21 protein-coding genes and 1 pseudogene are annotated in these 22,527 nt (G+C 44.0%); 4 read left to right on the top strand and 18 right to left on the bottom strand.

What is annotated here, in order from left to right; translation table 11 throughout:
* Positions 1–263: 263 nt before the first annotated feature.
* Both D1367_RS20865 and D1367_RS20860 read left to right on the top strand, forming a co-directional pair.
* Positions 264–638 carry a hypothetical protein gene (locus tag D1367_RS20865; protein ID WP_118168062.1) on the top strand — a complete coding sequence of 125 codons (375 nt, stop codon included), beginning with the start codon at positions 264–266 and terminating at the stop codon, positions 636–638.
* Between the two features lie 539 nt (positions 639–1,177).
* Positions 1,178–1,744 (top strand): annotated as a pseudogene (locus tag D1367_RS20860) (RNA-guided endonuclease TnpB family protein); the annotation flags it as partial.
* A 514-nt stretch (positions 1,745–2,258) separates the two neighbouring features.
* Here D1367_RS20860 and D1367_RS20855 read toward each other — a convergent pair.
* From D1367_RS20855 to pipX, 5 genes are all read right to left on the bottom strand, one after another.
* Entirely contained in the window at positions 2,259–4,937 is a 2,679-nt protein-coding gene (locus D1367_RS20855; protein ID WP_118168061.1) for a DEAD/DEAH box helicase, read from the bottom strand.
* A gap of 221 nt (positions 4,938–5,158) precedes the next feature.
* Positions 5,159–5,977 carry a pyrroline-5-carboxylate reductase gene (gene proC / locus D1367_RS20850; protein WP_118168060.1) on the bottom strand — a complete coding sequence of 273 codons (819 nt, stop codon included), beginning with the start codon at positions 5,975–5,977 and terminating at the stop codon, positions 5,159–5,161.
* Between the two features lie 107 nt (positions 5,978–6,084).
* Entirely contained in the window at positions 6,085–6,687 is a 603-nt protein-coding gene (locus D1367_RS20845) for a cell division protein SepF (protein ID WP_118168059.1), read from the bottom strand.
* Between the two features lie 362 nt (positions 6,688–7,049).
* A complete protein-coding gene (locus D1367_RS20840; protein ID WP_118168058.1) occupies positions 7,050–7,739 on the bottom strand; it encodes a YggS family pyridoxal phosphate-dependent enzyme in 690 nt (229 codons plus the stop codon).
* A complete protein-coding gene (gene pipX, locus D1367_RS20835; protein WP_100898955.1) occupies positions 7,736–8,014 on the bottom strand; it encodes a transcriptional coactivator PipX in 279 nt (92 codons plus the stop codon). Before pipX ends, D1367_RS20840 begins: the two co-directional genes overlap by 4 nt.
* A gap of 104 nt (positions 8,015–8,118) precedes the next feature.
* Between pipX and D1367_RS31065 the strand changes: the two genes are divergently transcribed.
* Positions 8,119–8,274, top strand: a complete 156-nt coding sequence (locus tag D1367_RS31065) for a hypothetical protein (protein ID WP_181984907.1) — start codon at positions 8,119–8,121, stop codon at positions 8,272–8,274.
* Between the two features lie 178 nt (positions 8,275–8,452).
* Here D1367_RS31065 and D1367_RS31860 read toward each other — a convergent pair whose 3' ends face one another.
* From D1367_RS31860 to psaK, 8 genes are all read right to left on the bottom strand, one after another.
* Positions 8,453–8,716, bottom strand: a complete 264-nt coding sequence (locus D1367_RS31860) for a hypothetical protein (RefSeq protein WP_220450970.1) — start codon at positions 8,714–8,716, stop codon at positions 8,453–8,455.
* A gap of 77 nt (positions 8,717–8,793) precedes the next feature.
* Entirely contained in the window at positions 8,794–10,359 is a 1,566-nt protein-coding gene (locus D1367_RS20830; protein WP_118168057.1) for an anthranilate synthase component I, read from the bottom strand.
* Between the two features lie 22 nt (positions 10,360–10,381).
* Positions 10,382–11,299, bottom strand: a complete 918-nt coding sequence (locus D1367_RS20825) for an energy-coupling factor transporter transmembrane component T family protein (RefSeq protein ID WP_118168056.1) — start codon at positions 11,297–11,299, stop codon at positions 10,382–10,384.
* Between the two features lie 256 nt (positions 11,300–11,555).
* Complete coding sequence (gene der, locus D1367_RS20820) at positions 11,556–12,926, bottom strand: ribosome biogenesis GTPase Der (protein WP_094349751.1); 1,371 nt, start codon at positions 12,924–12,926, stop codon at positions 11,556–11,558.
* A gap of 217 nt (positions 12,927–13,143) precedes the next feature.
* A complete protein-coding gene (locus tag D1367_RS20815; protein WP_118164787.1) occupies positions 13,144–14,382 on the bottom strand; it encodes an RNA-guided endonuclease InsQ/TnpB family protein in 1,239 nt (412 codons plus the stop codon).
* Positions 14,383–14,639: 257 nt separating this feature from the next.
* Complete coding sequence (locus tag D1367_RS32880; RefSeq protein ID WP_267255635.1) at positions 14,640–14,765, bottom strand: hypothetical protein; 126 nt, start codon at positions 14,763–14,765, stop codon at positions 14,640–14,642.
* Positions 14,766–14,808: 43 nt separating this feature from the next.
* A complete protein-coding gene (locus D1367_RS20810) occupies positions 14,809–16,005 on the bottom strand; it encodes a site-2 protease family protein (RefSeq protein ID WP_118168055.1) in 1,197 nt (398 codons plus the stop codon).
* Positions 16,006–16,302: 297 nt separating this feature from the next.
* Entirely contained in the window at positions 16,303–16,557 is a 255-nt protein-coding gene (gene psaK / locus D1367_RS20805) for a photosystem I reaction center subunit PsaK (protein ID WP_109010963.1), read from the bottom strand.
* 130 nt (positions 16,558–16,687) lie between these two features.
* On the opposite strand from psaK, the gene D1367_RS20800 reads away from it, so the two are divergent.
* Positions 16,688–17,383, top strand: coding sequence for a phosphoribosylanthranilate isomerase (locus D1367_RS20800; RefSeq protein ID WP_118168054.1), 696 nt, complete (start codon positions 16,688–16,690; stop codon positions 17,381–17,383).
* A 55-nt stretch (positions 17,384–17,438) separates the two neighbouring features.
* On the opposite strand, the gene folE is transcribed toward D1367_RS20800, so the two are convergent.
* The 5 genes from folE to D1367_RS20775 all read right to left on the bottom strand — a co-directional run bounded on the left by folE (position 17,439) and on the right by D1367_RS20775 (position 22,360).
* Entirely contained in the window at positions 17,439–18,146 is a 708-nt protein-coding gene (gene folE, locus D1367_RS20795; protein ID WP_118168053.1) for a GTP cyclohydrolase I FolE, read from the bottom strand.
* 114 nt (positions 18,147–18,260) lie between these two features.
* Positions 18,261–18,986: an SDR family oxidoreductase gene (locus D1367_RS20790; protein ID WP_118168052.1), complete on the bottom strand. Its 726-nt coding sequence runs from the start codon at positions 18,984–18,986 to the stop codon at positions 18,261–18,263.
* Between the two features lie 354 nt (positions 18,987–19,340).
* Positions 19,341–20,321, bottom strand: a complete 981-nt coding sequence (locus tag D1367_RS20785) for an acetyl-CoA carboxylase carboxyltransferase subunit alpha (protein WP_118168051.1) — start codon at positions 20,319–20,321, stop codon at positions 19,341–19,343.
* A gap of 190 nt (positions 20,322–20,511) precedes the next feature.
* A complete protein-coding gene (locus D1367_RS20780) occupies positions 20,512–21,531 on the bottom strand; it encodes a long-chain acyl-[acyl-carrier-protein] reductase (protein WP_118168050.1) in 1,020 nt (339 codons plus the stop codon).
* 130 nt (positions 21,532–21,661) lie between these two features.
* The gene (locus D1367_RS20775; protein ID WP_118168049.1) at positions 21,662–22,360 is read right to left on the bottom strand and encodes an aldehyde oxygenase (deformylating); all 699 of its coding nucleotides are present in this window, start codon (positions 22,358–22,360) and stop codon (positions 21,662–21,664) included.
* Between the last annotated feature and the right edge of the window lie 167 nt (positions 22,361–22,527).

The following is a 22,527-nucleotide window of genomic DNA, read 5'->3' as shown; positions in this document are numbered from 1 at the left end:
ACGAGTTTTCAGTCAACAGTCAACAGTCAACAGTCAACGACTTTAATGTGGAATAATTTATTTTTTGGAGTTCCCTAAAGCCAGATATCAAGCCTGTTTGACTTCTGAATTCTGCTGTAGCAGCTAATTTGCGATCAAACTGGGTGATAGGGAACATTCTTAGGTAACAAGTGTCAGGCTAGCTATTCTTAGGGGAAATCCACTTGAAGTTTGAAAGTGAATCGAATACCCTAAACTAGTAGACAATTTTCTCAAGTAAATCTATGAACAAAAAAATTCTTCTGAATTTGCTTTCCACTTCCTCAATATTTATGTCGATGATGTCTACGCTGGTGGCATTTCATCCTGCCCATGCTAGTATTACTCAACGATTAATGCACACAAAAGATGGTCGTACCTGTATCACCAACCCACATGGTGGAACAGATTTTGTATGCATTCGAGATTCAGAGAGAAAACAACCATATACGTCTACACGTTCCTCAACTATTGCCACATCAGTATCAGATGAGAATATTGCCATGTTGGACTTTACTGAGGAGGAAAGTGAAGCTGCAATTAATTTATTTAAATGTGACTGTCCATTCTGTATAAATTCTTTGCGTCAGTTGCGCGGTACTGGAAACTTAGTGTACTAAGATTGAATAGCGCTGATAGCGACTATAACTTCTGTTAGATACGCGTGATTAATCACGTATAGAACATATACGAAACCAAAAAAGCATTTTTAACTATTACGCCGTAAGTCCCCCACTGAATTCTGTACTCGGAATCAGTGGCGGGATATAAGGCGGTTGATAAGGATTGCATCTAATATCAGGGTAAGCGCATCTCAAACCCTATTGACACGGTAGTTTTGGGGTTCACCCAAAGCACAAATAAGTTCAAAATTACTATACTGAGCCAAGCAGTGGGATTGACATTTTCGGCTTTATGTGGTTAAAAACATAAAAAACTATTTGAACCATGTTTTTTCAATCATTTACGACAATTCGTCCTATTTTGAATAGAAAATTGATATTCAGATAGAGTTTTAGCCTTTTTGTCTGTATCAAGAGCTACAAAATTAGATGCGCTTACCCTGCATCTAATATTAATTAAATGCATCAGCAAAGACAAATATTAGATGTATGACGAATCAACAATTATTTTCTTTTAGTCCTTTACCACAATATATAATAGATATAGAAGAGTTGCTGCCAAGGTGTACGAGCGAGTTAGTAACTCAAGGCAAGATTTTCTACATAAACTTAGTTACAAGTTGGTCAGCGATAGCCAAGCTGTCATAGTAGAAAATCTTAATGTCAAGGGCATGGTTCGTAATCACAAATTGGCCAAATCAATATCTGATGTGGGTTGGGGAACATTCATCAACTTTTTAGCTTACAAGCTAGAACGCAGAAGTGGAAAGTTAGTTGAGATTGATAGATGGTTCCCCAGTTCCAAGCTTTGCTCTAATTGTTTCTATCAAATAGGTGAGATGCCGTTGGATGTCCGTGAGTGGACTTGTCCTCATTGTCATACTCATCATTCGCGTGACGTGAACGCCGCGCAGAACATTAGATCAGAGGGTATCAGAATGCTTGCCCTGATCTCCGACGTAGGGATAAAGGCGGAAGGTTCAGCCGTCTCTGCTGTAGGAGGGGAGGTAAGACCAAAGCTCGGACGAAAGTCTAAGTTGCGGCACTCGCCTATGAGTACAGAAGCCGACACTGTACTTGGTACTCCAAGTCAGTGTGGGTAGTTCACCTAAATACTACTACTAGTCTGTCAAGTTTAAATTAATGGGTAAGTAAGTTCGTAGTAAGGACTTTAGTCCTTATCTTCTAAGCACGCTTGTGATTACTACAAACTTTTCATGACTAGCTTGGACATTGTAAGCTGTTCGTCATCTAGTTTTACAAGGCAATCTAAGGCAGCAAAGCGGTTCAGGCGCTAAATTATCAAATTTAAATGCGTGTCAGCTTACTACTCTTATTTAGTCAAATCTAAATTCATTCTTGTGGTAGTAGGGGCAATTCATGAATTGCCCCTACTGTGTCTAGTTTTGCATAAGTCCTGAAAGGAAAAGACGCACAGGAATTATCAAATACTCTGTAAAAGCCAATAGGCTTGGGTTAAGGCTAAAAACTAAAACTAGCGTAGGTTGGGTTGAGAAACGAAACCCAACATTTTTAAGGCTTTGTTGGGTAACGCTTAAGCTCAACCCAACCTACTATTCTTCTTAACCCAAGCGTATTGCTGTAAAAGCGTCCTGTTTATTCAACCACCTCATTTACAGGGAATCTATCAATCAACTGCATCGCCCGATGGGCATTACGCTGAAAAGAGTCTGGCAAATGTGGAACGTGGGGTATTTGCGATAATAAATCCAACGTCCGCCGTAAAATTCTTACCACATCGCCTTCATCCAAAGTGGTGTTCTCGCAGAGTTCTATCCACTCCATTCCCAGCGCCCATTGTTCGACGATCGCAATTAACTCAAACTCCAACCATATAGGCAATGCTACATTATACCGCCGTTGTAGTTGGAACATTTGGCGGCGAATTCCCCGCAATTTTGCTAGGGCTTCTGCAACTTCATTACTAAGCTCAAAGTTAACCTTGCTATCTGGGCGGGGCGTTTCCATCACCAAACCGGCGGCGGCGGCGGCTAAATGATGCGGATCTAAGTTGTCCAATTCACCACTAGCGAATACTAAACCCAACCACAATTCATTCTCGCCTCGAATGGCGGCAGCAATTCGCCCTAGTACTGTGGGCACTAAGTTATCTAAAGCGCCAAAGTGTTGCAGAATTAAGATTAAATTGAGAAATTCTTCCCAATGACGTTGTGACTGTTGCTCTACTTGCTCTTGCAACTGTTCAAGTTCGGCTTCTAGTTCAACATAGCGGGCGCGGCGCTTGAAAAGCGTGGCAGCATTGCCTGATTGATGTAGGGGATGAGCTTCTAATTGCTCTTGGATGGCAGCAGTGCGACTGAGTTGTTCTGCTACTTCTGGTGCCAGATTCAAAGATTCTACCGGATTGGGAATACGGGTAGCGATCGCAAATGTTTCTTGAGTACCCCGGCGCGACTGTCCTGGCTTCAAAGGCATCTCTGGCGGTGGCAGGATATCAGGTGGCACTTCAATTCGCGGCAGTTCGGCATACAAATCGACTACATCCCCTATTGTTGCCACATACCAGCGGTTATCGTGTCCCAAGCATACCAAGTAAGGAGCTTGACCAGAACCAGGCGATTTGCCCACTAAAACTGCGGTTACGGGTGTAGATACTGTGATATTTTTGCCCTTGAGACTCAACAGAGTTCCTGACACTGCAAAGCCCAACATCATCCCCAATTCTTCTTGTCTATCTTCCTGCGCTTGCTCTTGCAAGGTTTTCAATATCTGGCGTTCCACTTTTAGGCGTTGCCGCAATTTCTCATAAATAGCCAGTTCATTTTCATCAACTGCGGCGATTTGCTCATGAAGTTGAGCTAATTGTTTTTGCAGTTCAGCAATCTCATCGTATTCTGGCCGTAAATGCAAGGTGGCCATGTACTGCCCAAAACTGCGTTCTATCAGTTCCCTGGTTTGCTCTAGGGTGTGTGTTTGCAGCAGGTTGAGTACCATGCCATAACTGGGCGTAAACTGGCTTACAAGGGGGTCTGGCTTGGATGTTCCCAAATACGCCGCTTCTTTGGCTCCTTCAAAGGGAGTTTGGACTGTCACGACATGACCTTGTTTATCCATCCCCCGGCGGCCTGCTCGTCCCGCCATTTGCAAGAATTCGGAAGCATTTAACAAGCGGTGTCCAGTATCGGTACGCTTGGAAAGGGTAGAAATTACCGTTGTCCGGGCAGGCATATTAATTCCAGCCGCTAGTGTTTCGGTGGCGAATACTACTTTAATCAGCCCCTGCTGAAATAGTTCTTCTACTAATGCTTTCCAAGCAGGTAAAATTCCGGCGTGGTGGGCAGCAATTCCCCGGTATAGGGGGGCAATTTGTCCAGAACGCCCTGCTTCGGGATTGCGGGCTAAAAAGTTATCAATCTGTTGCCGCAAAATCTGGGATTCTTCATTATTTACCAGCCATAAATCCCCTACTTCCGCCACGGCTTTATCGCATCCCCGGCGGCTGAAGATAAAGTAAATCGCTGGTAGCATATCCCGTTGCTCTAACTGGCTCAAGGTAAAAATGATTCCAGGAGCTTCAGGTCTACCACTTCTCCCCCTCTCCCTTTCTGTGCCTCTGGCCTTCTTCTTCTGAATAAGGCGGGGGTTAATTTTGGTTTTGCTATCATTCAGCAGGGGAAATAACCCTTTGGGATTGCAAAAGTGAAATTCCAAGGGGACTGGGCGAAAATCGGAGTAAATCAGGTCTGTTGGGCCGTGAACGCGATTTAGCCAATCGGTGAGTTGATCGCTGTTGGCAACCGTTGCTGAGAGGGCTGCCAGTTGGACTTCCCGAGGACAATAGATGATTGATTCTTCCCAAACGGTACCGCGCTGGCGATCGTTCATGTAGTGGCACTCATCCAGGATCACGGCTTCAACGTCTACCAATGAGATGCCAACTTGTCCAATGGGTGTGCCATAGAGCATATTTCGGAAAATTTCTGTGGTCATCACCAAAATCGGTGCATCCCTGTGAATGGAGGCATCTCCAGTTAACAGTCCGACTTGATCAAACCCGAATTTTTCTCGAAAGTCACGTAATTTTTGATTTGACAGCGCCTTTAGGGGAGTCGTGTAAAATACACGTTTTCCTCGCGCCAGGGCGCGATAAATGGCGTATTCCCCAACTAATGTTTTGCCGGAACCGGTGGGCGCACATACGACTACGGAGCGTCCGGCGTTTAGGGACGCGATCGCTTCTTTTTGAAACTGATCCAGATCAAAGGGAAATATAGACCCTAAGTCAAGTTCTGGAGACGGTGCAGGATAATTCACTCAATCACATTTGCAACCAGATTGTTTACTATATTAACGAGTCTTTTGTCAACTTCGTTAGGTTATAAGTTATAAGTTAGGAGTGAGGAGTGAAGAGTTAGAAGTTAAAACTCATAACTCATAACTCAATAGCTCATAACTCCTAACTCAATAGTTCATAACTCATAACTCATAACTCAATAGCTCAATAGCTCATAACTCATAACTCCTAACTCCTAACTTTATTTTCCCAGTTCTTGCGATCGCTCTGTGGCAGCTTTAACTGCTTCTATTAAAGCTGAACGAAATCCTGCCTGTTCTAGCTTGGCAATTCCGGCAATGGTTGTACCACCGGGACTGGTAACGCGATCTTTGAGTTCTGCTGGGTGCATTTTGGTTTCATGTAACAGTTTCGCTGTTCCTAGTACGGTTTGCAAGGCTAGTTGATTGGCAATTGCTCTAGGTAAACCTGCGGATACTCCGCCATCAGCAAGTGCTTCTACCAACAGCGCCACGTAAGCCGGGCCGCTACCAGATAGCCCTGTGACTGCATCCATCAGCCCTTCTGAGACTTCTACTACTTCCCCCACAGCAGAAAAAACTCGCTGTGCTATTTGCTGGTGCTTGGCATTGGTGTATGCACCTGAACAAATGGCGGTAATTCCCGCCCCCACTGTTGCTGGGGTGTTGGGCATTGCTCTAATAACTGGCAATTGCACAAATGCAGCTTCTAGCTGAGTCAAAGGCACACCCGCCAATATAGAAATAATTAGGGGTGAATGTTCTCTATTAAGAATATCAATATCTGTTAATTCTTGAGCGATCGCGCTAAACACTTGCGGTTTTACTGCCAAAAAGACAACTTCTTTTACTTGGGTGAAAACCTCGCTATTATCTGTCGTCACAGCAACATCGTATTGCTGTTTTAAAAAATCTAGCCGTGAAGATAGCGGTTCGCTAACTATGACTTCTGATGATTGATAAATTCCACGCGCAATAAGGCGGGATAAGAGCGCTTCTCCCATTACCCCGCCACCAATTAAGCCAAATTTCATAGTCATTGATCAATTAGTCATTAGTCATTCGTCGTTTGTCATTAGTCATTTGTCACTATTATCAAAACCCAGGACTAATGACAAATGACAAAGGAGTAACAACTAATTTAACTTTATTGTGCCATCCGGTTAGTTTCGTTGCCCCAGGTTTGATTGGGAGAACCTGTAGGACGAGAGGAACGGGTTGGCGGTTGTGGTACTTCATGAAGAACGCCACCTTGGGTGCTAACTTGGACACAGCTTGGCGTAAACAAGAAGATGCTCTCACCGATGCGCTCTTGATGTCCATCTAGTGCGTAAGTACCACCTGCAACAAAATCTACTGCTCGTTGAGCTTGATCTGGATCCATTATTGTCAGATTTAATACTACTGACTTGCGTTCGCGCAACGCTTGAATTGCCTGGGGCATTTCTTCAAAGGTGCGTGGTTCGAGTACTAAAACTTCCGAAATTCCGTTAATTGCTCCTGGCATACCAATCACATTCCCCATTGGCTTTGAACCTGCTGCGATTTCATCTCCCATTGTAGGCACTGGTTCCCGCCAGCGTCGATTTTGAGCGGCTGGGTTTTCTTGTGGTGCTGCTGGTTGGGGATTTTCTTGCTGATACAGATTTTGGTAATTATTATCTCTATCTGGTTCTTCTTCGTAATATTCGTATTCCACTTGCTCATTTAGACCCACAAAGTCTCTGAGTTTGGAAAATATATTGTTCATTGTCTGTGTACTCTCCTGGTGCGAATAGCCTGTATTGACTTGGCTTAGGATTGATTGAGTAGGAGCGATGCCTACGGCGTTGAACTACGCTACATCGGTGGATACTACAGCAAGTATATTGCTATTTGTGACCCATATTACGGCTTATGACGATGAACTGACACTTTTTGCAAAGGTCTGTGCATCGCCTAAACATAATAATGAGTTAAAATTATATCCTAAGGTTTGTCCGAAGGAAAGCTCTTTTTACCCCATTTCCCCTTAGCGATTGCTTTTGTCAATACTATATCCTTTGTTTCTAATTGCACCAGTTTGTTACAAAATTCTTGTCATCAAATCCTGATCTCTATTAATACTGAAGATCAAGGCTGATAATCAAAGGCTGTCTGGCGATCGCCAAACAAAATTGTTCCTAATCGTACCATCGTTGCGCCTGCTTGCACTGCCAGTTCGTAGTCGCCTGACATACCCATAGACAGGTGCTGCATTTTAATGTGCGACCAGTTTTGCTCTCTTATTTTCTTTGCTAGCTCACGATTGAGATTAAATACATTCAAAATTTCCGAATCATTTAATCCTGAAGGTGGAATTGTCATCAAACCTTGAATTTGTAAACTTTTGTATTGATTGAGTGTGGGTAAATCAGCCAAAAGTTCTGGCACACTCCAACCAGACTTGTTGGGATCGGGGAGAATTTTCACTTGCAGGCAAACCTGGGGACTCACTCCTAGCTGTTGCGCCAATTGATCTAAGCGCTGTGCCAGCTTCAAGTTATCGACGGAGTGAATCCAAGGGAATTGTTCGATGGCTTTTTTGGCTTTATTGCTTTGCAAATGTCCAATAAAGTGCCAGGTAATATCCGGTAAGTCTTGCAACTCGGCTTGTTTGCTGGCGGCTTCTTGGATACGACTCTCCGCGAAATCACGAATTCCTGCATTATAGGCAGACCGAATGGCCTGGGCAGGAACTTGCTTGCTAACAGCAATCAGTTTGACTGAAGTTGGCAGGGAGGAACGAATGGAAACAATACGTTCGGAAATCGAACTATTCATTGGAAGGTGCGTTGGAAAACACTCTGAAGTTGATCGTACTCCTGAGATTGTCCACTGCGCCGCAGGGTACGTAAGCGATTTTCCAACATCATTCTCGCCTCAGTCCGTCCTAGAGACTGGAATTTAACACCTTTAACGTCATTTGCGACCAAAAAAAACAAGCGCTGGGCATAAAGTGTGGTGAACAAATCCTGGTTGTCATCAACCATACAGATTTTGTAAAGTAAACCCCAAGTTGGATGGTTTATGTAAGTTTCTGCGTTTTCTGGATTCATTTAAGAGTCAAGGTGTAGTCAAGGTGGGAGTATATATATCTTTTCGCAATGAATTCCAAACATTCAGACGATAATACCTTCTTTCGCCAGAATATTTGCTTAAAATGCAAAACTGCGGTTGCGAAGACCTTGATCTAGTTTCTAATGGGCAGATGAAGCTAGTACCGCAAGGTGGAAGTCAAAAGTTAACACTGAGCGAAGTCGAAGTGTCGAAAGTTATGCTTGCTTTAATTTTGGGCTTTCTGGCTGTTTTGAAATGATAGGCTGATTTTTGCCAACCTGTACTAGTGGTAGTGAAGCGCAATGGTACAACATGAAACGCGAAGCGTAGACTCGAAGAGTAGAGGCTTGCCGATAGATTTTGCCTTATGTGGTGACTCAAATACACCAACCTGGCGGCACAAGGCACAAAACAGTCCTGACCCTCTTATTGGAAGTTTAGCGTAGCGATGGAAAACACCCTTTGAAATTCCCAACTGCAACAGCTAACTTTTCAACTTCTTTCCATACTGCCACAACTGTCGCAAAATGGCACAAAATTGGGAGTGGGGAGATGAGGGAGCAGGGGAAGCAGGGGGAGCAGGGGAAGAAAGAATAACTAATGGGAACTCCAAAAAATAAATTATTCCACATTAAAGTCGTTGACTGTTGACTGTTGACTATTGACTGTTGACTGAAAACTCGTGAACCGTCAACGGTCAACAGTGAACAATAGCAATGGAATATTTTTTTACTTGGAAGTCCCAATAACCTACTCCCTACTCCCTACTCCCTACTCCCTATTGATTCTCTAGCATTTTCAGGGCTGCCAGTTGTGCCTGGGCTTTGTGCAGAGATTCATACCATTCTCTCTCAGGATCGCTGTCTGCGACAATTCCTGCGCCAACTTGTCCCCAGACAATATTGAGTCCTGAGTGCTTGAGGATGAGTCTTGAGTGGGGAAATAAAGAAGAATTTACTCCCCCTGCCTCCCCTGCTTCCCCTGCTTCTTGAGACGCGGGGGCTAGTAGGAGGGTGCGGATTAAGATATTTAAATCTAAATGACCACGCCAATCTAAATAGCCGCAAGAACCGTAGAACAAGCTGCGCCGCACAGGTTCTAATTCTTCAATAATTTCCATGCAACGGACTTTAGGACAACCTGTGATTGTTCCACCTGGAAACGTGGCACGAATCAAATCAATGGGAGTGTATTCGCCTTTTAAAGTACCTTTGATGTTGCTGACAAGATGCATCACATGGCTATATCGCTCAATTGTCAGCAATTCGTCAACTCTAACCGTTCCCCATTCACAAACTCGCCCTAAATCATTGCGTTCCAAATCCACCAACATGATGTGTTCTGCACGTTCTTTGGTGTTGCTGAGTAAATCTTGTGCCAGTTGCATATCTTGTTCTAGTGTGACACCACGCGATCGCGTCCCGGCGATCGGTCTGGTTTCAGCTTGCCGATTTTGCAGCATTACTAACCGTTCCGGCGAACAACTAATCACTTCCCCCCAAGGCGTCTGCCAATAGCTAGCAAAAGGAGAAGGATTGATTTTTTGCAAGGCTTGGTAAATTTCCCAACCAGAAGCCGATGTAGACGCTTGAAATCGCAATGAAAGATTTGCCTGAAAGATGTCTCCAGCTTGAATATATTTTTTCGCCTGGTTTACAGCTGTTTCATAATCTGATTGCGATGTCAAAAACTGAGGAGATGAGGGAGATGGGGGAGATGGGAGAGATGGGGGAGATGAGGGAGAAAATTCTACTTTGTTCCCCAACTCCCCTTTTCTGTTCTCTAATTTGTGCTGGAACTCATCGAGTTTACTTGCATCACTAACGGCTAACCAAAGAATTTGTTGCGCGTGATCCAAAACAGCAAAACAATCTGGTTCATACCAAAAAGCTATAGGAAATGGTAGGGGATCAATTTTATGACGTGGTAACTGTTCAATTTCCCATGCTACATCGTAGCCTAGCCAACCTAACCAACCGCCGGTGAAGGGGAGATGGGGAGGTAGGGGAGATGGGGAAGCAGTAGAAGCAGGGGAAGAAAATACTACCTCATGCTCCTCATTCCCCTCATCTCTCCCTATCCCTTGCTGCAACAAATTTTCTAAGAAGGGAAAAACTTCTCCTACTTCTGGTGTCCACATCTGGGGGATGCCATCAACTAGGCGAGGAGCGCCTGCACAGATAGAATATCGACTGAGTTGGGGATGATCGATTGGCGTTGGGTAGGGACTTTCGAGTAGGGTAGCAATTCCCGGTGCGGAGGTGGGGTGAAAAAGAGCAGCAAAAACTTCCGAACCTGTGCGCTTTTCTAAGGGTAGCGATCGCCAATACCAAGCCTTGATCATACTGTTTATAAGCGTTGCAAAATTAGACCTGAGTTCCTATAGCTAACCGTATTCCCCAGAATAAAATTAAAGTTGCGATCGCAAGCCAGTCACGCCCTTTAAATCGTAAATCATGCCACTGGACTCGATGCTCGTTGGGACTGGTAAAACCCCGCACCATCATTGCATTCGCCATTTGATCGGCTCGTAAGAGCAGATTTTCTAACAGTCTCTCTGCGACTGTCATCCAAACTTTGAATCCTCCTTTCAATCCCAGCTTTTTCCAATTAATTGCCCTTGTCATCACAGAGCGAAATAAGTTTTGCACTTCTTCTAAAACCAGGGGAATAAAGCGCAAGGATAAGGTTAAAGTTAAAGCAATTTCGGTGACAGGCAACTTAAAGCGTCGCAGGGGTTGCATTAGGCTTTCTATGCCAGATGTGATTTCTTCTGGTGCAGTTGTCAGCAGATACAGGTTGGTGCTGTAAATTACGGTAAATATAATTGTACTCAGACGTACAGCCAAATCCAAGGAGCGGCGAGTTACTTTGACTGGCCCTTTGTGAAATAGCACATAGCTGTATTTGCTATTACTTGCTGGCTCTTGAACAATATTTTTGGGGTTTACTGGCTGGGTTAATATTTGTTCATTAGCTGGGAGACGTTGCTGATAATCTACACCCATTGCATCAGGACTGATAGCTCCGATCGCTAAGACAAAAAACGATAGCATTAATAGCCAACCCATTTGCTGCTGCCATACTCGCCGGGGAATTCTGGCAATCAAGGTGGCAAGAATCAATAGTACAACTAGCAGCACCCGCCAAAAGTTGTTAGCTAAAACATAGCTTGTTAAAAAGCTCATCAACCAGGCGAACTTGACTCGCGGATCGATTTTATGCAGCCAAGTTTGAGGTTGTTCTAAATAAAGTCCAAGTGGCAGCGATCGCAATAAATCCATTTTAAAGTTAGGAGTTAGGAGTAGAGACGCGATTAATCGCGTCTGTACAAGAGTGAGAAGTAGAGATGCGATTAATCGTGTCTGTACAGTTAGGAGTTTTGACTTTAACTCATAGCTTTCACCTTGTGCCGCTATCAAACTCAAGTCGATAGGGTTTTATAGTTAGCAATTTTGACTTTAACTCATAACTCCTGTACAGACGCGATTCATCGCGTCTCTCTTGTACAGACGCGATTCATCGCGTCTCTCTTGTCTCCTAACTTATTTTGACGCGAGTTGCTCTATTAACATTACCACTTTCGGCATCACGCACTTTTTTACTCCGCCACAGTAAAATAATTGGTGTGCCTTTAAATCCTAGCTGTTGCCGGAATTGGCGTTCAATGTAGCGGCGGTAGTTGTCGTTGAAGCGTTTGGAATCATTGACAAATAGTGCGATCGTTGGGGGTTGGCTACTTACTTGTGTACCATAATAAATCTTGCCCTGACGCCCACCACGGGATGCTGGCGGTGAATGCCAACTCACAGCGTCTGTTAAGACTTCGTTAATAACTGATGTGCTGACACGGCGTTTGTGTGATTCAGCTGCCGTTTTCACCAATTCTAAAATCTTTTCTACCCGTTGTCCCGACAAGGCACTCACAAAAATTGTTTCTGCCCATTCGGTAAAATGTAACCGTGATTGCAGAGTTTTTTCGTAGTCGTAGATTGTGTAAGAGTCTTTTTCGACAGCATCCCACTTATTAACGACGATGATGCAAGCTCGACCTTCTTCGATAATCCGTCCAGCTAATTTTTGGTCTTGCTCAGTGACTCCATCTACGGCATCTATTACTAATAAAACCACATCAGCACGGCGAATCGCTTTGAAAGCACGGTTAATACTAAAGAATTCTGTGCCGTATTCTATGTGTTTCTTTTTGCGAATGCCTGCGGTGTCAATCAAACGGTAGGTTTGCCCTTCCCGTTCAATGACGGTATCAATAGCATCGCGGGTTGTGCCGGAAATTGGGCTGACAATTGCCCTTTCTTCCCCAACAAAAGAATTGAGTAAACTTGATTTGCCCACATTCGGGCGTCCCACAATTGCTACTTTGATTTCGTTAGTATCTGGGATGTCTTCAATCGCAGGTATATGATTAACTAACTCGTCGAGTAACTCTCCTGTGCCACTGCCATGAATTGCGGAGATGGGGTAAGGTTCCCCTAATCCTAATTCCCAAAACTCGGCAGCTTGCATTAAGCCTTGTTCTGGGGATTCACATTTATTTACAGCTAGTAGCACAGGTACGGGTTGTTGGCGCATCCATTCGGCGATTTCTAAATCTGCCGATGTGGGGCCTGTTTGACCATCGACGACAAAAATAGCACCACACGCTTCTGCAAGGGCTGTCATTGCCTGTTGGCGAATTAGTGGTAAAAATTCAGTATCATCATTAAAAACTAAACCACCAGTGTCTACCACCAAAAATTCCCGACCATTCCAGAAAGCTGGTAGATAAGTGCGATCGCGTGTCACTCCCGGTTCATCATGGACAATCGCCGTTTGTTCCCCGGCGAGTCGATTAACCAGGGTGGATTTGCCCACATTTGGGCGTCCGATAATTGCAACAATTGGCAGTGCCATAAAACCAGGGTAAGTGAGAGACGTAGTATATCACGTACTTACATTTTACTCGCTTTAAACTGGAAGTTTTAATAACTTTCTAATCATCTGAGGCGATGTTAAAGAAACCTCTCCCTGGTTTGACTACGTAAAACCGTCCCTCTCCGAATCGGAGAAGGAAAGACTTGAACTTTAGTTCAAGGGAGGGAGAGGTTTATAAATTGACATCCTCCCCACCCTACTTCGTTGAGGGTGGGGATTCCAAAGATCGCTCTCTGGGTTTCCTCTTTCCACGAGTTGACTTGCTTGAAGGAGTTTCCTCACTCAAGTATTGGTCAGTCTCTCCAGAGGCGTTAGTTCCGACGTGACCTGCCGTACTCAATCCTTTTTCTAATATGTTCCGCGCTGCGTTCCAATCCCTGTCTTGGGTATGCCCACAATGAGGACAAACATGAGTTCTGGTTAAGAACGTCTTTTTGACAACCTCGCCACAGTTAGAGCAATTCTGACTGGTGTAGTGAGGTGGAACGGCAACCGTGACCACACCAAACACCTTACCGAAATACTCAACCCAATCACGAAACAACGACCACGAAGCATCACTAATAGACTTAGCCAAGGGGTGATTTTTCACCATATTCCGCACCATCAAATCTTCATACGCCACAAGGTCGTTAGACCTCACCACGCACCTTGCTGTCTTAACGGCAAAGTCTTTACGCTGGCGACTTACTTTGAGGTGTTTCCGTGCAAGTTTATTTCTAAACTTAATTCTGTTTTGAGAACCTTTTTTAGTCTTAGACATCCGGCGTTGCAACCGCCTCAAAGACTTCTCACTCTTGCGAAGATGTCTAGGATTGGGGACTGTCTCTCCGTTACTATCGGTGTAGAAATGGTTCAGTCCAACATCAATACCAATAGTTTTTCCTGTTGGTTCTCGTCTTTCAACTCGCTCTTGGTCAATGCAAAATTGGCAATAATAGCCATCTGCACGACGTACAACCCGCACCCTTTTAAACTGTTTAAGCTGGTAGAAATGCAGGTCACGAGTTCCCCAGAGTTTAAAGGTTCCTGCCTTAAATCCATCCGAGAAAGTGATATACCTGCGGTCATCAGAAAGTTTCCATCCACAGGTTTTGTACTCAACAGAACCATGCGTTTGTTCTTTCTTAAACTTTGGAAATCCCTTTTTCCCTGGTTTACCTTTTTTGCAGTTATCAAAGAACCGAGCGATTGCAGACCACGCCCTTTCAGCACTGGCTTGTCTTGCCATTGAGTTCAGCTTGTCAACCCAAGGAAACTCAATACTGGCTGCAAGTACAGCGCAAAATTTATTTAGGTCATAGCGTCCAATGCCCTTATTGTCCATCCAGTATCTCAGGCAGCTATTACGCACAAAACGAGCAGTACGAATCGCTTCATCAAGCGCTCGATACTGCTCGTTTTGTCCTTCAAGTTTTGCCTCAAATACGATCATTTATGTCTATTCTTGCTACATAAATAGTAGATCATGATTGTCAAAAACTCAACTACCTTCTTCCCTAATTTCGCTTACGCTCAATTTTGGTCAGAAGGTGTTTCGTTTTTGACCGCTTTACATCCACGAACTACGAAGCGTTGAGGCAGGGGTATTACAGCGATTTGATAAAAAAGGTAGGATTTCCTACCTTTTACCCAAAAAAAGCATTTTGTAACCAAATACCAAATTAAATATCACACAAGCTTTTGACGAATCTATTGCAAAACTATAACAAGGGTATGACATTTAGGGAACTCCAAAAGATAAATTATTCCACATTCAAGTCGTTGACTGTTGACTGTTGACTGTTGACTGAAAACTCGTGAACCGTCAACGGTCAACAGTGAACAATAGCAATGGAATATTTTTTTACTTGGAAGTCCCTTAATCTGTAATTGACTTGGCTAGTGCTGCTAGTTGCAACCCAGGCGAATAAGTTCCTTCTTCCTTGATCCGTTTAATTTCAGCATCTGTTACCCGCAAATTTAACTTTTGTCCCAACGCCCTTACAATATCTCCCCGATCAATTACACCAGCGACAGCACCAGCCGGAGAAAGCACGGTAATTCTAGGTAACTGCTCATTTTCCAGCTTGTTAATTACCTCAGCTATCGTTGTTGCTTCAGAAACAGTCGGTATTTCTGTCAATGGATGCACAATACTATGTAAGGTTTGGGTTTCCCATTCACTCCTTTGGGTTAAACGAAAATCGTCAATGGAAACTAGACCCCGATAACGTCCATCAGATGCAGCAAAATAAATCTGTGAGGGAACGGTTTCCAACAGGTATAAATCGGCAAACGATCGCAATGTCTGATCAGCATCGACAACCCGAAAGTCACGAGTCATCGCATCAGCCGCCATAACTTTAAGTAGGCTTTCTTGCAATGTAGTTACGTTGTCATAGCTGTTAGCATTGCGGACAGCAAACCAACCTAACAGCGCAATCCACAAACCAAGTACTAATTCTCTGGTAACAAAATCTACAACAAATCCTAAAGCGATCGCAGCATAACCCAATATTTGCCCAGCCTTTGCAGCCCAGTGTACGGCTTGAAAACGATTACCTGTGATTTGCCATAGTGCTGCTTTTAACACTTGCCCTCCATCTAGAGGTAAGCCAGGAATCAGGTTAAATAGAGCCACCACCAAGTTAATTCTCGCCAAATCTCCGACCATGACACTGAGTGGACTAGTATCAGGTATTACAATAGCTCCGAGCCGGAGCAGGAAAAATAGTCCGATACTCACCAAAGGCCCAGCGATCGCTACTTGAAAAGCTTTGAAAGGAGTTTTAGACTCTTCTTCTATAGCAGCAATCCCACCAAACAGAAATAGAGTAATTGAATTAACTCTAATGCCTTGCGATCGGGCTACTAAGCTGTGACCCAACTCATGTAGCAACACCGAACCAAATAGCAATAGGGCCATAACTATTCCAGCACTCCAAGCTATAACAGGCCCCCATTCCTGATAAGCTACCCCAAAGTTAAGAGTTGCCAACCCTAAAATCACAAACCATAACGGGTCTAAAAACAGGGGAATTCCAAATAAAGACCCAATTTTCCAATTTGTTTGCATTACATTGTCCTAAAACTAGATATCGCCAGTAGTTCCTATACTGGAATATTCGCGTATATACTTATACATATATTTCTGAGCATCAATTCGATAGTGTCGAGTTACGAAATGCTCTTATTTCTAGAATAGACAATTAATGCCTTTGAGCAAAGCTCTGAAGTGGGGAATTGGTAAGAGGCAGAGGGGCGGGGAGCAGGGAGCAGAAGGGAAATAAATTATTTTGATTTCCCTTCTGCTCCCTTTTAGGAGTTTTGTATTGATTGCGGCGTTACAAGCAACGCCGCGATCATCGCAAAACTATAGACGACCGATGTTAGTCAGTCCTAAAACGATGCCAACGCCAACAATATGACCAAAAGCCATCGCTGCAACGAATGTTGGAATACTAATCGGCAGGATGGGGAACTTGGGGCCAACTAGGGGTTTTTCGATCCTAGTACTTAGTAAAACCATTACTAAGCTGCTGATGCTGATGATGATGCCGACTGTAGGATTCCACGCAGGTGTTGCGGGAACAGTTGCCTGGGCTGCTAGTAAAATAGATGAAATCAAGCTTTTGTCTCCTAAAATGTAGACCTACAAAATAAATGTAGACCTACAAAATTATAAAATTACCAAGGCACAAAAGTTTTTCGGATAGTTTAGACTTTCTTGATAATTATTCTAAATTTGTTAAATTTTCATGCGCGTTAAAATTTGCGGCATCACTCAACCACAGCAGTCTATAGCGATCGCCTCTCTAGGCGCAACGGCACTAGGATTTATTTGTGTGCCAACCTCACCTCGCTATGTGACTACATCCCAAATTCGGGCAGCAGTAGCCGAACTCCCGGCTAATATTGACACAATTGGTGTTTTTGCCAACGCTAGTATCCCCGAAATCAGTAAGATAGTTGTTGATTCTGGGTTGACTGGTGTGCAGTTACACGGAGATGAATTACCAGATTTTTGCTACCAATTACGTCAAGCTTTACCCAATGTCGAAATTATTAGGGCGCTGAGAGTTCGGAGTCTTGAGCATCTTGACACAGTGACTGATTACACAAAATATGTAGATACTTTACTACTTGATGCTTACCATCCCGAACAGCTTGGTGGTACAGGCAAAACCTTAGATTGGACAATGCTAGAGCAATTTAACCCCAATTGCCCTTGGTTTTTAGCTGGGGGACTAACAGCAGATAATATTATCGAAGCCCTGAATCAGGTTAATCCCAGTGGCGTTGATTTATCTAGTGGTGTAGAATGCGCACCTGGAGATAAGGATTTAGATAAAGTAGCCAAGTTATTTGAGAAATTGGGGAGTAGGGAGTGGGGGATGAGGGAGCAGGGGAAGCAGGGGGAGCAGGGGGAGCAGGGGAAGAATAAAAAAAATTAATTATCTATTTCCCCTCTGCTCAATGCCCCACTCCCCACTCCCCACTCCCCATTCCTTAAAAGAATGCTGGTTGATGGCGAATCAAATTAAAAAATTCTTCGCGGGTTTTGTGATCGTCTTGGAATGCACCAACCATTGCACTAGTGACAGTCCAAGAGCCTGGTTTCTGGACGCCGCGCATCACCATACACATGTGGCTAGCTTCCATCACAACGGCTACCCCTTGAGGTTCCAGAATGGTCTGGATTGCTTCGGCAATTTGGCGGGTTAACCTCTCCTGGACTTGCAAGCGACGAGAATACATCTCAACAATGCGGGCCAACTTACTCAATCCCACAACTTTTTGGTTGGGGATATAAGCAACGTGCGCTCTACCCATAAATGGCAGCATGTGGTGTTCGCACAGACTAAAGAAATTAATATCCCTAACTAGTACCATCTCGTTATGCCCTTCATCAAAGATGGCATCGTTAACGAGTTCTTCAAGGGATTGGGTGTAGCCACTGGTAAGAAATCGCATTGCCTCGGCCACTCGCTTGGGTGTTTTGAGGAGTCCTTCGCGTTCGGGGTCTTCGCCAACTCCCAATATTAGTGTCCGCACTGCGTCCTTCATTTCCTCCAGATGTTCCTCTTTTGGCGGGGACACATCGGCTTGTCGCCCGTTGTGGGTGTTGCGATCGGGTCTAGGAGTTATGGCTTCTGCCAAATCGGGAATCAGAGGCGATTGAGAGCAATTGGAACCGTTGGAACTAGCAATAGTCATGATTAAGTCTTGGTTATGGTTTGAATTTAGTTATGAGTTAGGAGTTATGAGTTATGAGTTAAAAATTTTAATTCCTAACTTCTAACTCCTAACTCCTAACTTCTAACTTCGCAATTAGAGTGCGCCAGCGCTGGGCATCAGGGTCAATTCATCAATAACTGCCTGTTGTGGTAACAGAACTGTGTAGAGAATTGACTGAGCGACAATTTCCGGGGTTAACATTTTGGAACGGTCTAAGTTGGCATGGACTGTTTCTGTGTCCCAAAGTTCGGTATTGACTGCGCCAGGACAAATAGCTGTGACCCGAATGCCGTGGGTGCGTTCTTCTTGTGCCAGGGTTTGAGAGAGGGCTATCAAACCAGCTTTGCTGACGCTATATGCTCCCCAACCGGGAAACGGCTGCTTGGCGGCAATTGAGGCGACGTTGATAATTGTGCCTGCGCCCCGATCGCGCATTGAAGGCAAAATCCCCACAATGCACCCAAACACGCTGGTAAGATTTAAGTCAATTACCTGCTGCCAGTCCTCTAGGGGGGTTTCGCTCAAAGTACCTGTATAGGCAAGACCCGCATTATTTACCAGAATGTCTATATCACCAAAGTCAAGGGCGATCGCTTGGATCTTTTCTTTTACTTCGGAAATCCGCGCTAAATCTACAGCGTAAGCTTTCGCTTCCACCCCAGTATGCTCAACTGCTTCTCTTACCGCCTCCAACTTATCTAAAGAACGGCTGACTAAGGCGATATCTATTCCCGCTTTCGCAAAGGCTAAAGCCGTTGCTTTCCCAATTCCACTACTTGCCCCTGTAATCAGGGCGCGTCGTTTTTGCTCAACACTCATGGTGTCTCCCAATTTTTTGCCAGTTCCCAAAGCCTGTTACCACTCAATTATTCACACTTCTCGGTTTAGATTGATTAAAGTAATCTAAAAATCTGATGATTTCCATTAAACAACTGCTATGATGCAGTGCAATAGTGCGTATATTGTGGGTTTTACCAGTGAAGACAACAAATCATCGCCTGGAAAACCACGCCGTACACTCAAATCAGATTACTTGATAACACAAAAGTTACTCAATCAAATTGAGTAGATTTACCAAACATGCAAATGCCTATGGCTAGATTGTTAAAAATCTTTAAGCACATAGGCAATTATAGCATTGCTGCTTTACTAATCAATTATTATGCAGCGTTTTTAGTGGGCAACTTCTGTAAAAACGCCAATTTTGCGGAATTTTTCATAGCGCAGTTGACGACGTTCTGGAGCAGTTAAACGATTAAGTTCGTCCAAATTTTCCAACAGCACTTGCTTGAGAGTGGTAGCGGCTTTTAAAGGATCGGAATGAGCGCCACCAGTGGGTTCAGGCAGTATTTGGTCGATAATTCCTAACTTTTTCAAGTCGTGGGAAATAATTTTTAGAGCAACAGCAGCTTGGGGAGCCTTAGCAGCATCTTTCCACAGAATGGCGGCGCAGGCTTCGGGGGTGGCGACGGTGTAAACGGAGTGTTCAAACATGAGTAGGCGATCGCCTACACCAATACCGAGTGCGCCACCGGAACCGCCTTCACCAATAACTGTGCAGATAATTGGTACATCTAAGCAAAACATTTCTCGCAAGTTGTAGGCGATCGCTTCTCCTTGACCTTGATGTTCTGCTTCTACCCCAGACCAAGCTCCTGGTGTGTCGATAAAAGTTAGTATTGGCATACTAAACTTGTTGGCGTGTTCCATTAACCGCATCGCTTTGCGGTAGCCGCCAGGGTAAGGCATTCCAAAGTTACGGGCAATATTGTCTTTGGTATCACGGCCTTTTTGATGACCCAACATCACCACAGGTTGTCCACACAGACGACCGACACCACCAACTAAAGCCGGATCGTCACCACCACAGCGATCGCCATGTAACTCCATCCATTCATCACTAATAGCCTGAATGTAATCGAGAGTACTGGGGCGACGCGGATGACGAGCGACTTGCAATCGCTGGGACGGGGATAGACTACTGAAAATTTCCTCACGCAGTTGCATGGCGCGTGCTTCTAGTTGACGAATTTGACCAGAAACATCGACGCCATTTTCTTCTGCAAGTTGCCGAATTTGATCAATTCGGGTTGCTAGTTCTGCTAGGGGCTTTTCAAAATCTAACAGTAGCGGTTTACGCTCAGTAGTTGCCATCGTAGGGGTTATAAGTTACGAGTTATAGGTTTTTCAGAGTGAGGGAGAGGAGTTAGGAGTTAGGAGTGAGGAGTTAGGAGTGAGGTTTTAGAAGGTGTGGACTTATGAAAGCTATTAACTTCTAACTCCTAATTCTTAACTCCTAATTCCTAACTTTTAACTCCTAACTTTTAACTCCTAACTCTTACAGTTAAACCAGCAGTGGTCTAAATCCATGTTTTACTGATACCTTACCAATCTGCTCCATTTTTTCTACGGTAATCTGATTCCGTCCCCATGAAAAGTTCGTGTATAACTTCTCAAATTCCAGCAGCATTGATTCGGCAAAACAAGCAAACAACTGGCGGGCTGGCACGTCCATATTGACGATTTTCATAATTTTCCAGTCAATATCCAGGGAATGCTCTACAATTCCACCATTTAACACATGTACACCAGGATACTGAATTTTTGTTGCTAAGTTTTTAGGATAACCACCATCAATCAACAAACAGGGTTGTTTCAAAGTGGTGGGTTCAATTTCCACGCCTTTGGGCATACTGGCAACCCAAACTACAACATCAGCTAGGGGTAATGCTTCTGTCAAACCCATGATTTTTCCCCGTCCCAGTTCGCCTTGCAACTCTTTGAGACGTTCTTGATCGCGGGCTATCAGCAGAAGTTCTTGAACATCTGTTTTCGCATCTAACCAGCGTGTAACTGCACTGCCAATATCCCCAGTTGCTCCACATATAGCAACAGTTGCTTTTGATAAATCAATTCCTAGTTGTTTTGAGGCTTCTTCCACCTGCTTACAAATAATGTAGGCAGTATGAGTGTTTCCGGTGGTGAACCGTTCAAACTCTAGTTTAATATTGCGGACTTGGCTAAACTGCTCTAACTTAAAGTTTTCAAAAATAATTGAGGAAAATCCGCCTAAAGCTGTGATGTTAATGCCGTTCTTCTGTGCATGGGCCATGGCGTTGAGGATTTTGCGCGTTGCGGCTTTGATGCGGCGACTAGCTAGCATCTCTGGCAAAAAGCAAGATTCTACATACCTTCCTTCAATTTGTTGCCCAGTTATACTGGTGACAATAATGGTATCAACAATTTGCGGTGGGGCGCTACACCAAAAGTCTAGCCCTTGATCGGCATATTCTGGGTATCCCAATTCTTGAGCTACCGATTGAGCGTGTTCTAAACTAGTCAGATGTCCAATTAGACCAAACATGTAGTGATTATTAGGCTTATGCTGTCTCGAAAGGGTGGAATTTAGTAAAGTTAGGAGTTAGGAGTTAGGAGTTAGGAGTTAGGAGTACGACTTATAATTTCTCAGTGATCATTCCTCACTCCTAACTTTTTTAAGCGGCGATGAGTCCGTAGGCTGATAAGCGCATAATATCGCGGGTCGTAAAACCGATGTTACTCAATGCTTCACCGTACTGAATCATAAAGTCTTCTACTAAAGCATCTTTTTCCATTGCCATTGTGTGGGCATCACCCTCTACTTGGTTGAGCATTCTCCAGACGATGGGGAGGTTTTGGCGATTTGCAAGTTCAAGTTCCGCTTTGGCTTCTGTAAAGTGTTCTTTCAACCAAACTTCTCCAAAGTTGAGGTGGCTATATTCTTCTTTGACTACTCCTTCAGTAATTTTACGAGCAAAATCGTCGGCGACGGGGATGTAAATGTTATATGCTGCGATCGCAAAACATTCAATAATTAAAGACTGAATCAACAAGCAAGTGACCACCTTCCCGGATGCTGCGGCTGTTTGGAAATTTTGGTGTAGTCCAGAGAAAAATTCCTCGGCAAATTGCAAATCTGGGGTTACTTGTAAATTCCGCCCACAAGCTTCAAATCCTTTCTTGTGCCGACTTTCCATCTTGGATAGGCGAATCAATTCATCATGAGATTCTGGCAGCAGTTGGGCTAGTGTGATGTAATTCTCATGGGCTTCTTGTTCCCCTTCAATCACGATCGCATTAATCCGGCTATAAGCATCTTTGTATGTTTCGCTCTTGAAATCTAATTCTTTAGATTGGTCTGTAAGCTGCTGCATGGTATGTTTACTCCTGTAAAGGAAAGATTATTTGACACCAGGATTCAATTTACCGCATGAACTGAGGGTAATAATCACTGTGGTTTAATTTAACTTAACAAGTAACTATGTTTATAGATTAACTGTTGCTGGGTGAGATGTAGTACTAGCGAAACAAATGCAATGCA

The sequence above is a fragment of the Nostoc sphaeroides genome (genome assembly GCF_003443655.1).
Classification (GTDB): domain Bacteria; phylum Cyanobacteriota; class Cyanobacteriia; order Cyanobacteriales; family Nostocaceae; genus Nostoc; species Nostoc sphaeroides.
This window is presented reverse-complemented; position numbering and strand designations above follow the sequence as displayed.

Excerpts from the sequence above, each read along its gene's own strand:
- proC (WP_118168060.1), bottom strand. The coding sequence starts at position 5,977 with ATGACTATGAAATTTGGCTTAATTGGTGGCGGGGTAATGGGAGAAGCG.
- D1367_RS20780 (WP_118168050.1), bottom strand. The coding sequence starts at position 21,531 with ATGTTTGGTCTAATTGGACATCTGACTAGTTTAGAACACGCTCAATCG.
- D1367_RS20800 (WP_118168054.1), top strand. The coding sequence starts at position 16,688 with ATGCGCGTTAAAATTTGCGGCATCACTCAACCACAGCAGTCTATAGCG.
- D1367_RS20845 (WP_118168059.1), bottom strand. The coding sequence starts at position 6,687 with ATGAACAATATATTTTCCAAACTCAGAGACTTTGTGGGTCTAAATGAG.
- D1367_RS20790 (WP_118168052.1), bottom strand. The coding sequence starts at position 18,986 with ATGAGTGTTGAGCAAAAACGACGCGCCCTGATTACAGGGGCAAGTAGT.
- D1367_RS20810 (WP_118168055.1), bottom strand. The coding sequence starts at position 16,005 with ATGCAAACAAATTGGAAAATTGGGTCTTTATTTGGAATTCCCCTGTTT.
- pipX (WP_100898955.1), bottom strand. The coding sequence starts at position 8,014 with ATGAATCCAGAAAACGCAGAAACTTACATAAACCATCCAACTTGGGGT.
- D1367_RS20775 (WP_118168049.1), bottom strand. The coding sequence starts at position 22,360 with ATGCAGCAGCTTACAGACCAATCTAAAGAATTAGATTTCAAGAGCGAA.
- D1367_RS20825 (WP_118168056.1), bottom strand. The coding sequence starts at position 11,299 with ATGGATTTATTGCGATCGCTGCCACTTGGACTTTATTTAGAACAACCT.
- D1367_RS20830 (WP_118168057.1), bottom strand. The coding sequence starts at position 10,359 with ATGATCAAGGCTTGGTATTGGCGATCGCTACCCTTAGAAAAGCGCACA.
- folE (WP_118168053.1), bottom strand. The coding sequence starts at position 18,146 with ATGACTATTGCTAGTTCCAACGGTTCCAATTGCTCTCAATCGCCTCTG.
- D1367_RS20785 (WP_118168051.1), bottom strand. The coding sequence starts at position 20,321 with ATGGCAACTACTGAGCGTAAACCGCTACTGTTAGATTTTGAAAAGCCC.
- D1367_RS20840 (WP_118168058.1), bottom strand. The coding sequence starts at position 7,739 with ATGAATAGTTCGATTTCCGAACGTATTGTTTCCATTCGTTCCTCCCTG.
- der (WP_094349751.1), bottom strand. The coding sequence starts at position 12,926 with ATGGCACTGCCAATTGTTGCAATTATCGGACGCCCAAATGTGGGCAAA.
- D1367_RS20815 (WP_118164787.1), bottom strand. The coding sequence starts at position 14,382 with ATGATCGTATTTGAGGCAAAACTTGAAGGACAAAACGAGCAGTATCGA.
- D1367_RS20865 (WP_118168062.1), top strand. The coding sequence starts at position 264 with ATGAACAAAAAAATTCTTCTGAATTTGCTTTCCACTTCCTCAATATTT.
- D1367_RS31065 (WP_181984907.1), top strand. The coding sequence starts at position 8,119 with ATGCAAAACTGCGGTTGCGAAGACCTTGATCTAGTTTCTAATGGGCAG.